This is a genomic window from Tychonema sp. LEGE 06208, assembly GCF_015207505.1.
Lineage (GTDB): Bacteria > Cyanobacteriota > Cyanobacteriia > Cyanobacteriales > Microcoleaceae > Microcoleus.
In genome coordinates this window covers 1-13,317 of the sequence record NZ_JADEWT010000029.1, presented here as the reverse complement: position 1 = coordinate 13,317, position 13,317 = coordinate 1, and the positions used below count along the sequence as shown (strand labels likewise).

The 13,317-nt window shown below is 44.8% G+C and carries 12 protein-coding genes and 1 pseudogene; 12 read left to right on the top strand and 1 reads right to left on the bottom strand.

All coding sequences use genetic code 11. The features are described 5' to 3' along the window. Nucleotides 1-770: 770 nt before the first annotated feature. The 8 genes from IQ263_RS10290 to IQ263_RS10255 all read left to right on the top strand — a co-directional run bounded on the left by IQ263_RS10290 (nt 771) and on the right by IQ263_RS10255 (nt 11,445). On the top strand, nt 771-4,106 hold the full coding sequence (locus IQ263_RS10290) for a non-ribosomal peptide synthetase (protein ID WP_194067333.1): 3,336 nt from the start codon (nt 771-773) through the stop codon (nt 4,104-4,106). A gap of 545 nt (nt 4,107-4,651) precedes the next feature. After that, nucleotides 4,652-6,088, top strand: coding sequence for a PepSY-associated TM helix domain-containing protein (locus tag IQ263_RS10285; protein ID WP_194067332.1), 1,437 nt, complete (start codon nt 4,652-4,654; stop codon nt 6,086-6,088). 1,207 nt (nt 6,089-7,295) lie between these two features. Next, nucleotides 7,296-7,544, top strand: coding sequence for a hypothetical protein (locus tag IQ263_RS10280; RefSeq protein ID WP_228049949.1), 249 nt, complete (start codon nt 7,296-7,298; stop codon nt 7,542-7,544). Between the two features lie 135 nt (nt 7,545-7,679). Beyond that, nucleotides 7,680-7,952 carry a hypothetical protein gene (locus IQ263_RS10275; protein WP_194067330.1) on the top strand — a complete coding sequence of 91 codons (273 nt, stop codon included), beginning with the start codon at nt 7,680-7,682 and terminating at the stop codon, nt 7,950-7,952. A gap of 754 nt (nt 7,953-8,706) precedes the next feature. After that, entirely contained in the window at nt 8,707-8,874 is a 168-nt protein-coding gene (locus IQ263_RS10270; protein WP_194067329.1) for a LysM peptidoglycan-binding domain-containing protein, read from the top strand. A 201-nt stretch (nt 8,875-9,075) separates the two neighbouring features. After that, the gene (locus IQ263_RS10265) at nt 9,076-9,321 is read left to right on the top strand and encodes a beta/gamma crystallin-related protein (protein ID WP_339384831.1); all 246 of its coding nucleotides are present in this window, start codon (nt 9,076-9,078) and stop codon (nt 9,319-9,321) included. A gap of 86 nt (nt 9,322-9,407) precedes the next feature. Continuing rightward, a complete protein-coding gene (locus IQ263_RS10260) occupies nt 9,408-9,833 on the top strand; it encodes a CVNH domain-containing protein (protein WP_194067328.1) in 426 nt (141 codons plus the stop codon). Between the two features lie 49 nt (nt 9,834-9,882). Beyond that, nucleotides 9,883-11,445 carry a GMC family oxidoreductase gene (locus IQ263_RS10255; protein WP_194067327.1) on the top strand — a complete coding sequence of 521 codons (1,563 nt, stop codon included), beginning with the start codon at nt 9,883-9,885 and terminating at the stop codon, nt 11,443-11,445. A 13-nt stretch (nt 11,446-11,458) separates the two neighbouring features. Here IQ263_RS10255 and IQ263_RS28435 read toward each other — a convergent pair whose 3' ends face one another. After that, the gene (locus IQ263_RS28435) at nt 11,459-11,710 is read right to left on the bottom strand and encodes a hypothetical protein (protein WP_228049954.1); all 252 of its coding nucleotides are present in this window, start codon (nt 11,708-11,710) and stop codon (nt 11,459-11,461) included. Here IQ263_RS28435 and IQ263_RS29790 point away from each other — a divergent pair. The 4 genes and pseudogenes from IQ263_RS29790 to IQ263_RS28425 all read left to right on the top strand — a co-directional run. Continuing rightward, the gene (locus IQ263_RS29790; RefSeq protein ID WP_228049952.1) at nt 11,627-11,965 is read left to right on the top strand and encodes a nuclear transport factor 2 family protein; all 339 of its coding nucleotides are present in this window, start codon (nt 11,627-11,629) and stop codon (nt 11,963-11,965) included. The genes IQ263_RS28435 and IQ263_RS29790 overlap by 84 nt on opposite strands. Before the next feature lie 63 nt (nt 11,966-12,028). After that, nucleotides 12,029-12,370, top strand: coding sequence for a hypothetical protein (locus tag IQ263_RS10245; RefSeq protein WP_194067325.1), 342 nt, complete (start codon nt 12,029-12,031; stop codon nt 12,368-12,370). Between the two features lie 326 nt (nt 12,371-12,696). Next, nucleotides 12,697-13,008: a transposase gene (locus IQ263_RS28430; protein ID WP_228049948.1), complete on the top strand. Its 312-nt coding sequence runs from the start codon at nt 12,697-12,699 to the stop codon at nt 13,006-13,008. A gap of 28 nt (nt 13,009-13,036) precedes the next feature. After that, nucleotides 13,037-13,317: pseudogene (locus IQ263_RS28425) on the top strand (IS5/IS1182 family transposase); the annotation flags it as partial.

Below are 13,317 nucleotides of genomic sequence, written 5' to 3'. Positions count from 1 at the left end.
AGCCTATAACCTCTAATTTAAACTGCACGTTCAGTGTTCTTAAGTATTTTTGCAAAGTAGAGCCCAACTTCCAGTCATTTTCTGTAAAAGATCCCTGACACTGTTTAATCAATATTAGTCGCTTGGGTTGAAGATGTGAGAAAATTGCGATCGCCCCAAAAACACTTTGTGCAATTAGAAATCATACTACAGCTTGACCTGTACACCGATTGCTCTGGGTCATTTTCGGATCTGAAACCAGCTTGCCAAAAGAATGCCGCTGCTGTTGTGCCCCAAACCCCGATTCAGTCACTTCTCTATTTTTTGACCGCAATCGGCAGCGACAGTTTTTGACGCCCAACAGTAGAATGAGGGTTCCAGCGCAATCTGCCTGCCTTCGACAACACTACTGCTGAGTTCCCAGCCCAAGTTCTCTTTAAGCATTCGCACAAAACTCCGAGAAACCCGGTTTCTGGGTTAATTTCTCGCCACTAATATCAAATCCGGTAGCATCGGAATTATAAAATCGAGTCAGATTAAATCCGCGCTTCATAGTTCTGTATTCATCTCTCTCTTGTCTTCCTCTGTGTTCTCTGCGCCCTAGCGCCGGTTAAATCACCTGACGATGCTACCGGAAACGATATAAACCCAAAACTCCGAGAAACCCGGTTTCTGAGGATGTTAAAAGTGTCATTTTTTTACTCGCCAAAGTTTTAAGAGGCGATCGCACCGTAAAAAAGCCACCCGCGCCCTCAAAAAATTAACACATCTCATCCCCAAGAGCAACAGATATGGCATCCGAAATTCATGACAATTTCTTTACAGGCGATCGACAAACTCTGAATATTTCCTCAGAAGCCGAAGTCTTTGTCTTTCCCGCATCATTTGCCCAGCAGCGCCTGTGGTTCCTCGACCAATTCTCACCAGAAAACCCTTTCTACAACGTAGTAACAGCACTGCGATTAATCGGTTCCCTCAACTTAACAGCCTTGGAAGAAACCTTCAACGAAATAGTGCAGCGACACGAAACTTTGCGAACCACTTTTGCAGCGGTATCAGGTCAACCAATGCAGATAATTTCTCTGAACTCTCAGATAACTTTTCAAATATTAGAACTGCAACATTTGCCGCCAGAACAACGGCAAACAGAAGCCAAAAAACTCTCCGCCGCCGAATCTCTGCGCCCTTTCAATTTATCCACCGGGCCGCTGATGCGAGTCACCATCCTGCGGCTGACAGAAACGGAGCATATTCTATTGCTCAATATGCACCACATAGCCTCCGATGATTGGTCGATCGGCGTGCTAATTCGAGAACTAGAAGCTATCTACACAGCTTTGATAAATCAACAGCCATCTCCCCTGCCAGAATTATCACTGCAATATGCCGACTTTGCCGAGTGGCAGCGAGAATGGCTGCAAGGTGAAGTATTAGAAACTCAGCTTGCTTATTGGCGGCCGCAATTGCACGGGATTTCTGTGTTAAATTTGCCGATCGATCGCCCTGCACCAGCTAGGCAAAATTATCGCGGAAAAACTCAATATTTAGAACTGCCGAAACAACTGAAGGATGCACTTGTAGCGCTCTCGCAGCGAGAAGGAGCGACTTTATTTATGACACTGCTCGCAGCATTTCAAACTTTGCTTTACCGCTACTCGCAGCAAGCAGATATTGTTGTCGGTTCGCCGATCGCCAATCGCAACCGCAGCGAAATTGAAGCATTAATCGGTTTTTTTGTCAATACTTTAGTGCTGCGAACAGACTGCTCGGGAAACCCGACGTTTCGAGATTTTTTGGGCCGGGTGCGGGAAGTAACCCTGGGAGCTTACGCTCACCAAGATTTGCCCTTTGAGAAGCTAGTCGAGGAATTGCACCCGGAGCGATCGCTCAATCGCCACCCGTTATTTCAAGTGGTATTCGGTCTGCAAAATGTGCCTGTGGACGAGTTAGAATTGCCAGAATTAAAGTTGAGTTCTTTTCCTTTGGAGACTCAAACAACGCGCTTTGATTTAGAGCTGCATTTGTGGGAAGCTGCGGATAAGTTTAGGAGCAGGTACGGGGAAGAGTGGGAACATTCGTCAGGCCTCAGAGGTTTAGCTGTGTACAATACGGATTTATTTGATGAAGTTACGATCGCCCGAATGCTGAGGCATTTTAAAACGCTGCTGGAAAGCATTGTCGCCAATCCAGAACAAAGAATTGCTAACTTACCTTTATTGAGCGAGAATGAAGTGAATCAATTATTAATAGAATGGAACGAAACTCGCACGGATTATCCTCAAAATAAGTGCATTCATCAGTTATTTGAAGAGCGGGCCCTGCAGCACCCGGAGGCTGTCGCCCTAACTTTCGAGGGCCAGCATTGGACTTACAGAGAACTCAACAGCAAAGCGAACCAACTGGCGGGCTATTTACAAAAACAGGGCGTGGGTGCGGAGGTTTTAGTGGGGCTTTGCGCCGATCGCTCGATCGAGCTAATTGTCGGGATGTTGGCTGTACTGAAGGCTGGAGGCGCTTATTTACCCTTAGATCCGAGCTATCCGCGCGATCGGCTAAACTTGATGCTGGAAGATGCTCAAGTTAAAGTCTTGCTAATTCAGGATAAATTGATTGAGAATTTCCGAGACTTCTCAAACTTGGTGATTAAGTGCGATCGCGACTGGGAACACATAGCCAAAGAAAGCGCCGAAAATCCCGCCAACACCGTCACAGCAGACAACCTAGCTTACGTTATTTACACATCTGGATCTACAGGAAAACCCAAGGGAGTTGCTGTCACCCACAAAGCAGTAAATCGGCTGGTAATCAACACAAACTACATAAAAATAGAACCGGGCGATAAAATTGCCCAAGCATCAAACGCTTCATTCGATGCAGCCACATTCGAGATTTGGGGAGCCTTGCTTAACGGCGCTCAACTCGTGGTAATTAGCACCAATATTACCCTTTCGCCTCACGATTTAGCCTTAGAACTGCGCCAAGAAGGCATCACAGTTTTGTTTTTAACAACAGCCTTATTTCAACAAATTGCTAGAATTTTACCGCAAGCTTTTAATTCGCTGCGCTGCTTGCTGTTTGGCGGAGAAGCCGTCGATATGAGATGGGTTAAAAAAGTTTTAAAACAAAATCCAACCACTCAATTAATTCACGTTTACGGGCCGACAGAAAATACCACATTTTCGGCTTATTATTGCGTGCAAGACGTACCAGAAACCGCAACCTCTATCCCCATCGGCCGCCCGATCGCCAACACGCAGATTTATCTCCTCGATGCGGATTTGCAGCCGGTGGCGATCGGTGTTGCAGGTCAATTATACCTCGGCGGTGACGGACTGGCGCGAGGCTACCTCAACCGCCCAGATTTAACCGCTGCTGCATTCATTCCTAACCCTTTTAGCAATAAATCTGGTTCTAGCCTTTATAAAACAGGTGATTTATGCCGCTATTGGGTTGACGGAAACATCGAGTTTTTAGGCCGCGTTGACGACCAAGTAAAAATTCGCGGCTACCGCATAGAATTGGGAGAAATTGAAGCGGCTTTGTGCCAGCATCCCCAAGTGCGCGAAGCAGTAGTAATTGTGAGAGAAGACATCCCCGACGATAAACATTTGGTAGCTTATGTTGTGACTGACGGCCTTAAGGAAAAATCAGACATTCACAATCTAAAATCAAGTGAATTGCGCCAATTTTTGACAGAAAAGTTACCGGGATATATGGTTCCTGCAACTTATGCAGTGTTGGAGTCCCTACCGCTGACGCCTAATGGCAAAGTCGATCGTCGTGCTTTGCCTAATATAGATACAGACAACGAGGATCTAACAGAAAACTATGTAGCGCCTCGGACTAATATAGAAGAAATGCTGGGAAAAATTTGGGCTAAGATTTTGGGAAAGCAGCAGGTTAGTATCTACGATAATTTCTTTGAATTAGGCGGGCATTCCCTGCTAGCAACTCAGTTAATTTCTCGCATCCGAGACGCTTTGCAAGTTGAGCTACCGGTCAGCAATTTGTTTGAGGCTCCGACTGTGGCGAGTCTGGCAAAATACATTGAAACAATGCGCTGGGCCGCGAAAGGTTTGGATGCTCCCAGAACCGACGAAAAAGAGCGAGAAGATGTGGAATTTTAAGGGCTTACATACAGCAGATTCCACGTTTATAAAGTACACCCAGATTGCTCTTCTATTGCCGTAGGGACACGGCACTGCCGTCTCCCTACCTCTGTTGTGTACCTCACTAACCTGAAAAGTGCTGTAATTGCGGGATGATTTTGATTGTTTTGTGGAATGACCGTCCAAAAGTGGGGTTCATCTCACTTTTGCAGGCAAGCTATAAATTGGAGTTTTGAGGCCCGAGGCTGCCAGGAAAGAGGAAGAAGGAAGGAGCCAGAAGAAGTGTTTTTACAAATAGGAGATGCTCCCGGATGACAACCCTCCTCAAACCCTGATGGAGTAAAGATTGAGCATCGCTTATGCTAAAAAAAGATAGGCAGCCTTAACTGAACGGTATTGCAATATACTGGTCTTTAGTTACTTTCCCTGTTGAATAAATCTTCATTAGGATTACTGACGGCTAAAAACTTCAGAAGCAGCAACTCTGTTTGACAGCCTGTCTTTTGACATTGTTGATACTTGTGTAGCATAATGGCTTTTTTTCGATATTTTAGCAAACGACAATGAGTAAATTGAACAGCGTTTTGAACCCTTCACTGGTTACTGAACCTCCCAGTAATCGTTTTTATCGCACCGTTTGGCGATGGCATTTCTATGCAGGCTTGTTTGTTATTCCTTTCATGCTGATTTTGTCAATCACAGGCATCATTTACCTGTTTAAACCGCAATTAGATGCTGCGATGTATCACCAGAATATGTTTGTGCAGCCTGCGGATGTGGTGATGCCTTATACTCAACAGGTGGCAGTTGTTCAACGAACTTATCCTGATGCCAAAGTAACAAAATTTACGCCGAGCGTTGCGTCTAATCGTAGTGCTGAAGTGACGATCGCGACTAAAGATGAAAGAACACTAGCCGTTTTCGTGAATCCTTATACGGCTAAGATTTTAGGCGATCGCGATGAAAATAATAATCTCCAAGCGATCGCACGCAAGATTCACGGCGAACTGATGATCGGAAAATTGGGAGATTATTTAGTAGAGCTTGCTTCCTGTTGGGGACTGATTTTGCTAATTACCGGATTATATTTATGGTTGCCTCGCGGCAAAGTAAATTTTTTAGGAACATTAATTCCGCGTGTGTGGAGCCAGAACAAGCGGGTATTTTGGCGGGACTTACACGCCGTTTCGGGATTTTATGGCGTATTGCTAATTGGCTTTCTCATCATTAGCGGACTACCCTGGACAGGTTTTTGGGGAGATACCTTCGCTCGTTTGTCGAGTCACTATCCTGCACAAATGTGGGATAACGTGCCTCAATCTACAACACTCACAGGCTCACTCAATCAACAGGGCAATCTAATTGTGCCTTGGGCAGTAGAGCAATTACCAATTCCCAAATCTAGTAAGCTTGGAGAGGAGCATCATTCAGGACACAACGAAATTATCAGGGGAACTCCTGCTGGTACGTCCGTAAATCTAGATTCTGTTGTAACTTTAGCCCAAGCAAAAGGCGCACCCCCTGGATTTAGTGTTAGTTTTCCAGAATCCCAAACGGGTGTGTACACGGTTTCGGCATTTCCCAATAATCCGGCGCAAGAAGTCACTCTGCACATCGATCGATACAGTGGCAAAGTGTTAGCAGATGTGCGGTGGAAGGATTACGGGTTAATACCCAAAGCCGTAGAAATGGGAATTTCCATTCACATGGGCAAATATTTTGGATTGAGCAATCAACTGCTGATGTTGTTTGCATCCTTAATTTTGATTGTGCTTTCAGTCAGTGGTGCGGTGATGTGGTGGCAGCGGCGTCCGAAAGGGACGGGTTGGCTTGGTGCGCCTGCAATGCCCAATCATGTTCAGGGATGGAAAGTGCCACTTGCAATCGTTGCTGTTTTAGGGATTGCCTTCCCGCTTGTAGGACTTTCACTTGTCACCGTTCTGCTGTTGGATTATTTCGTGTTGGCTCGTATTCCTGCCGTGAAGCGCATTTTCAGTTAAAGGTAGGAGGGTGACAAAGAGGTCTAAGAACTAGACCGAATCAGTGCGTAGGTTGGCCCCCGAGGGAACGAACCCTCCGTTTCACTCCGCCCAACATTTTCGCTACAATTTTCCTTAACTGAACCGTATTGAAATATGGTGCGCCTAGTACGCCGATTACACTCACGCTCCAGCAAACTGAAACGCAGATCGGCCTTACTATCCATAATGAAGGCGATCCGATCGCCCTAGACGCTCAATCTATCCTCTTTCAACAATTTCGTCGAACCCTTTGTGCCGAGGAGCAAACTGGCTGGGGATGAGGATTATTTTTAGCGAAGAGTATTATTGAAGCCCATAAAGGGACACTTGCGGTTGAAAGTGCAGAGGGCAAGGGGACAAGCTTTATTATCAATTTATCAAAGATTCTTTTTTAGTTCGGGACATTAAGACTAAGAACCAAAATAGGGTATAAGATAATGAATCCACAGTCCACATTGTGAGCTGACCCAGAGAGGAAGCGCTTCAGCAAAGGCGATCGCTCTACACCCGCTATCTTTAAGCCGTCTGTCCTGCGAAACACCGCCTTTCGGAATTGACAAATCAGAGATATATCTACCTCACGAGTTCCTCACATTTTCTTCACATTTTAAACGTAATGTTGAGCGCCCTAACTCCGCATCATGAAATCATAAAAGAGTAATCTCAGTTTTTTACCAGTACAGTAGATGAGGTCATTTATAATAACGACTTTTATGGCGGGCTGGTAATTTAATAACACTATTGATAAGTCATAAAAACTAAACGGAAGTGAGCAGGCTGAGGCACTGAAACTGCAATGTCGTTGCTTAAATCTAGCAGTGAAAGTCCGGCTGTGACTGAGAAAAGCAAGTTAATGGTAACAGAAATTATGTTGGAGCGACTGTTTAAAAAACCTGTGAATTGGATAAGCTCTACTATAGTAAGTCATCCCAAAGGTAGAGATTATATTGAGCAACTCTGATTATGGTTAAACCAACGACGAAATAAACAAAATCTGAGATTCAATCGAAACTAGACGAGGTGAAAACAAAAGCCTCTAGTTCGAGAAAAAAATTAGAAATTGATCGCTGGAGTCGTCTTACAGAGTTGAGGGGGTCTAACAAGACGCACCGTCATGGTTTCTCAAAAACTTTTGCTTTTTTGTGAAATTTTAGTAAGGTTCAACACTTATCGGAGATTTTTACTTATGGCTGGTCCATTTCGAGTTGCACCACAGGAAATAAAAAGTGGAATTCCCACCTGGGCTGGGGGAAGACAAACTAAAGTGATCGTTGATTGTCAAGCCGGTGGTAATTGTGATATGACTGCTGGTGGTTCTTCGACTGAAGTTAATGTGCTTAGAGTAGGTCGAAATGAATTTCAGCGTTCATTTGGTGGTGTGCAATTAGCCGTTAAAAATTTAACTCTGGAGGATATTACGGTGACGACAGAATAAAAGTTAACCGCCCTAATGAAATTTTAACTGGATCTAAATTTTATGACTTTTCGTAATCGGACAATTCTCTGACACGGGCAAGTATTTTTGGATTCAGTTATCGCCGAAAACTGTCAATTTAGGAGGTCATCAATAATGGCATGGACTTACGACAAAAGCAATATGGAATTTGTTGGTCAACTCACAAAATCCGAACAGGAAAAATTTGACAAATTTCAAAATAAGATTGAAAAGGATGGGGTTCATCCTAGAGACGCAGCTCAAACAGCCGGTAGTACAAACTACAGACAATTGCAAGGAACTCAAAACCAATTTGAGATTCGCTTAAGTCAAGGAACGCGGGCTACATTTTTTGTTCATGACCAAACCAAAGTAGTTGAAATGAGTCAAATCGGCGGTCATACATGATCCCAACTCCAGTGCGATCGCCGCTTTCGTAGCTTTCGTAGGGTGCGAAAACGTGCGTGTAACGCACCATATATAGCAATCCTAAATGATTTGCGTAATTCTTGTAGGGGCAATCCCCCCGTGGTTGCCCCGATAGATAGGGGGTAGGCACGGGGCACTACCCCTACAAATTTATCTGAATGATTTAGGATTGCTATATATCTACCTCACGAGTTACTCACATTTTCTTCACATTTTAAACGTAATATTGATCGCCCTCAATCCGCATCATGAAATCATAAAAAAGTAATCTCAGTTTTTTACCCGTACAGTAGATGAGGTCATTTACAATAACGACTTTTCTGGCGGGCTGGTAATTTAATAACACTATTGATAAGTCCGATAAACTCAACATAAGTAAGCAGCCTGACGCACTAAAACTGCAAGTTTGTTATCTCAATATGGCTGTCAAAGTTATACTGTCAGCGAGAAAAACAAGTTTTTAGTAACAGCAATTATGAGGTTTTTCCAATATTAAACTTGCGGACAAATCTTTAAATTTCTAATAACCTATTCACAATGATAGATATTTTATTCAACGATTAGGTTTAAGTTAGGTTTACGAGGAAAGAAACCAAATCTGAGATTCAATCGAAACTCGACGAGGTGAACAAAAGCCTCTAATTTAATCGAAAAAATCTGAATTTGACTGCTGGAATCGTCTGAGAGAGTTTAGAAACAAAAGACAACGACCTTAATAACAAAGGAAAAAATCATGTCTAACAAAACACATACTGTAGCCGCTGGAGAAACATTTTCTAGTATTGCAGAGTTCCACTATGGTAATGGCAGTGATGCGAACGCGCAGAAAATTGCAGCTGCTAATCCTGGTGTTAGCCCTGGAAAATTACAAGTTGGTCAAACACTTCAAGTTCCTGCTTAACAGGTTTGAAAAGCTTGTCAACATAGCTGGTTCTAATAGCAGCTATTAAGCATCCAGGAGGTTAGCCAATAAAACTAACCTTCTGGTCGCACAAATTTCCATAAAAAAGTTTCTTTTTGACAACCGCTTATGTTTGATATTTTTCTGAGTTTTCTGAATAACACAGACTAATTTAGAAGAAAAATAAGGGCTGAAAGAATTGTGTTTAGCGATTCCAATTGCCGAGTGGTTTCCAATAGCTTTACCCAAGACTTAGCTAATGTCGGAAATTTTTGGAACGACAAAATTACAGCAGTTAAAGTAATCTCTGGTACATGGCAAGTTTTTGGGGATACTAACTTCAACGGGAGTAATGTGAAACTTCCACCGGGAGAGTATCCTAATCTTGCAATCAGCCCAGGTGTTATCAATAACGATAGCATTTCGTCACTCAAGATTGTAGGATAACGAGCCAGAAAGCATCACATCCGTTGACCCCCCGTTGCCAGTGGTGGCAATGGGGGATTTTAATTTATGATTTAAGGAGAATACTCATGTCTTACCTTACGAAACTCAGTCGAGCGTCAAGTTTAATAGCTTTTGTTGCTTGTGGTGCAATTCTAGCTGTAATTCCCAGGGAACCTGCTTTGGCAAGACCCACATCTCCTAGCAGTTATCAAAGTTCTTGTCAGAATATTAAGATTACCGGAGCGACTTTATCAGCAAGATGTCGTTTAGCTAATGGCTCAACTAAGTCAACATCAATTTTGATTCGGGGAATAGAGAATCAAAATGGAAACTTGACGTATTCTCGCAATCCAAGAGCCGCTAGCAGTTATCAATTTTCTTGTAAGAATATCGATCGTACCGGAGCGACTTTATTAGCAAGATGTCGTCTAGCTAATGGCTCAACCAAGTCAACATCAATTTTGATTCGGGGAATAGAGAATCAAAATGGAAACTTGACGTATTCTCGCTAGCCATTAAGGTCTGATTAATCCACGACATACAGCAAACAAGGAGAATTCCATGACGAACTATGACTACATTATTATCGGTGCAGGTTCGGCAGGCTGCGTGGTCGCCAACCGTTTGACAGAAGACAGTAAAACAACAGTGTTATTACTCGAAGCTGGCAACCCAGATACTAAACCGGAGATTCAAATCCCGGCGGAATGCCTAAAACTATTAGGTTCTGAGGTGGACTGGGGATATTTTTCTGAACCAGAAGCGTACTTAAATAATCGCAAAATCTATTGTCCCCGCGGCAAAGTCTTGGGTGGCAGCAGTGCGATTAATTTCATGCTTTATATTCGAGGCAATCCTCATGATTATGACCACTGGCAACAATTAGGTAATCCCGGTTGGAGTTACCAGGATATGTTGCCCTATTTCAAGAAATCCGAGCACCAGCAACGAGGTGCCTCCGAATACCACGGGGTTGATGGGGAGTTGAGCGTCACCGATCTCATGGACACTGCGGTAATGTCTCAACGCTTTGTCGAGACAGCAGTGGCAATGGGCTATGACGATAATCCTGACTTCAACGGCAGTCAACAAGAAGGGGCAGGCTTTTATCAATTTACGATTAAAGATGGGAAGCGGCACAGTACGGCTGCGGCTTTTCTGCTTCCCATTCTCGATCGTCCGAATTTGACAACCACAACAGGCGCGTTGGTGACTCGGTTGTTATTTGAGGGCACTTGCACCGTTGGGGTGGAATATCTTCACGAGGGCACGCTGCACCAAGTCAGCGTCAACCAGGAAGTGATTTTAAGTGCTGGTGCGTTCGATTCGCCCAAACTGCTGATGCTTTCCGGCATTGGGGATGCAGCACACCTGCAAGCCTTGGGCATTCCTGTTGTCGCCGATCTGCCTGGGGTCGGCCAAAATCTCCAAGACCACGTTCTCGTTCCCATTACCTACCAGGCAACTGAGGCTGTCCACCCTGCCAGCAGCAGCAGTGGGATTGGTGAAGCTGGATTGTTCTTGCATAGCGAGCATAACTTGGATGTTGCGCCAGATTTACAGTGTTTCGCAGGTCCCATTCTGTGGGCACCACCTGGCTCTAACCGCTCTGGTCCAGGATTCTTTGGGGTCGCCTCTTTGACCCATGCTCAAAATATTGGGAGTGTCAGCTTGCGATCGTCCGATCCCAAAGATACACCGATGATTCGGCTGAACTATCTACAAAGTGAAACCGATGTACAAACGCTAGTCGCAGGACTTAAACTACTCCGCCAAATCTTTGAGACTCATGCCTTTGATGAGTTTCAAGGGGAGGAACTGGCTCCTGGTAGCGACATGCAGAGCGATGAAGCGCTCTCCGCTTACATCCGAGACGCTTGCGATACGATGTACCATCCTGTCGGCACTTGCAAAATGGGCATTGATTCAATGGCGGTGGTAGACCCCGAACTGAGGGTACATGGGGTTGAGGGGTTGAGGGTCGTCGATGCTTCCATCATGCCAACGATCACTACAGGAAATACGAATGGGCCGATAATTGCGATCGGCGAAAAAGCAGCCGATTTAATTAAAGTCGCAGGTGGCGTTTCAAAGCAAAGACCTTTGGCGATGATCGCACACTGAAAAGAGCGATCGATCAGTTTTTAGGAGAATCGACGATCGTGATGCTCGATCGATTAAGTCCAGATGAAGTGACAGCACTAGAACTGGCAACGGGTGTACCGAAATGCTTTGAAATATGCCTAACACAACAGGAAACTTGAGCGCGCCAACCCAACATGAAACGCCAACAGTGCTGCAACGAATGTCTGATGCCATCAACGCACACGACGTTGATGCGTTCGTGAGCTGCTTCGCTAATGATTTCAAGGGCGAACAACCGCTGCATCCTGAGAGTGCCTTCACCGGACTAGCCCAAGTCCGGGAGAACTGGACTGCCCTCTTTGCCCAGGTTCCAGATTTACGTGCAACTTTGGTCGCTTCGACGATCCACTGTGACCTCGCCTGGGCTGAATGGCACTGGCAAGGTACGCGCACGTCCGGATCGGCACTGAATATGCGTGGTGTAGTCGTTGCTGGACTACGCAACGGAATCATCGCGTGGGCAAGGCTATACATGGAGCCGGTTCATGACCAGTCGTGAACTGGCTAGGTAGAAGTAGATTCTAAGAAGAAAACCGAACGCTCAAAACTACAAGAGGAAACGATGAAAACACTACTGAAGCGATTTGCGTTACTGCTTGGTTTGATGACTGGTGTTTCAACTTATCTTGTCTTACCAGCCTCGGCTGATTCTACTGCTGACTTGGTACTCAGTTTGAAGTGCCAAGGTGGATACAACGTTAATGTTTGGAAAAGGTATAATTCGGGCGAACTTCTCTACCGTTCTACAAGTCCTCAAGGTAATTTGAGTTTGGGCAAGGGAACTAGAGACGATACGGGAGCGGCTCAAGTTTATAAGTTTAAGAATGGCAACTATAAATATCAAGTGCTTGGTGGTAAGGGAGATCGTCAAGGGAAGGGGACTGTGCGATTCGTTGAAACGTGAATCACGGTAATCAGTCCGTACATAGCGTTTCCAGCCATAAGGCTGAACTCTCGGGCTGATAAGGGTGCAAGCCCCTTCTGCCAGACTCAGGTATGACTCCCTATCTGCCCACACCGACCAAGCTCGATTCTTGGAGAGTGAAGCTGGGAACAGGACGCAACCAGACATCTAATGTGAGGTGACACTGGCGTTAATGGGGAGTTCCAACGGTGAAACAGAGCCTAGGGCGTCGGTTCAGTATTAGGAGTTGACAAAACAAACTGAAAATGATATGTGAATTGAAAAGCCTGTTAAATTCTGACAATCAGGAAGAAGGAAGAAACCTTATGCGCCCTCCCTTATGGCATCCTCCAATTGAACTCTCAGAAACAGAAGCGTTGATTATCAAGCGCATTAAACGAGCCAAGTTATTCACGTTTCTTCGACTGAACCGTTCATTCATATTTAATGATGAGTTTCAAGAACAACTTGCTACAATTTTTAAAGACAGCACAGTAGGTCAGGGCCCAGTTCCTCCTGCACAAATTGCTCTGGCAATTATTCTGCAAGCCTACTTAGGCATTTCTGACGATGAAGTAATTGAAGAAATGCTCATGGATCAACGTTGGCAGTTAGTTCTCGATTGTCTGGCATTGTGAAACTCCCCCTTTTAGCAAAGCAACTTTGGTGAGATTCAGAAATCGCTTAATTAAAAAAGAACTAGACCAACGTTTAATTGACCGCACCGTAGAAATTGCCAAACAAAAAGGTGGATTTGGCTCATCTCAACTTAAAGCGGCTTTAGATTCCTCCCCGTTATGGGGAGCCGGGAAAGTCGAAGATACATATAATCTATTGGGTCATGCTTTGCGGAAAGCAGTAAGCATGATAGCTGCTGTGCAGGGGCGGGAGCCAGCAGAAATTGCCCTGGAAGCAGGTGCACCCATCCTTAATAGTTCCAGCTTAAA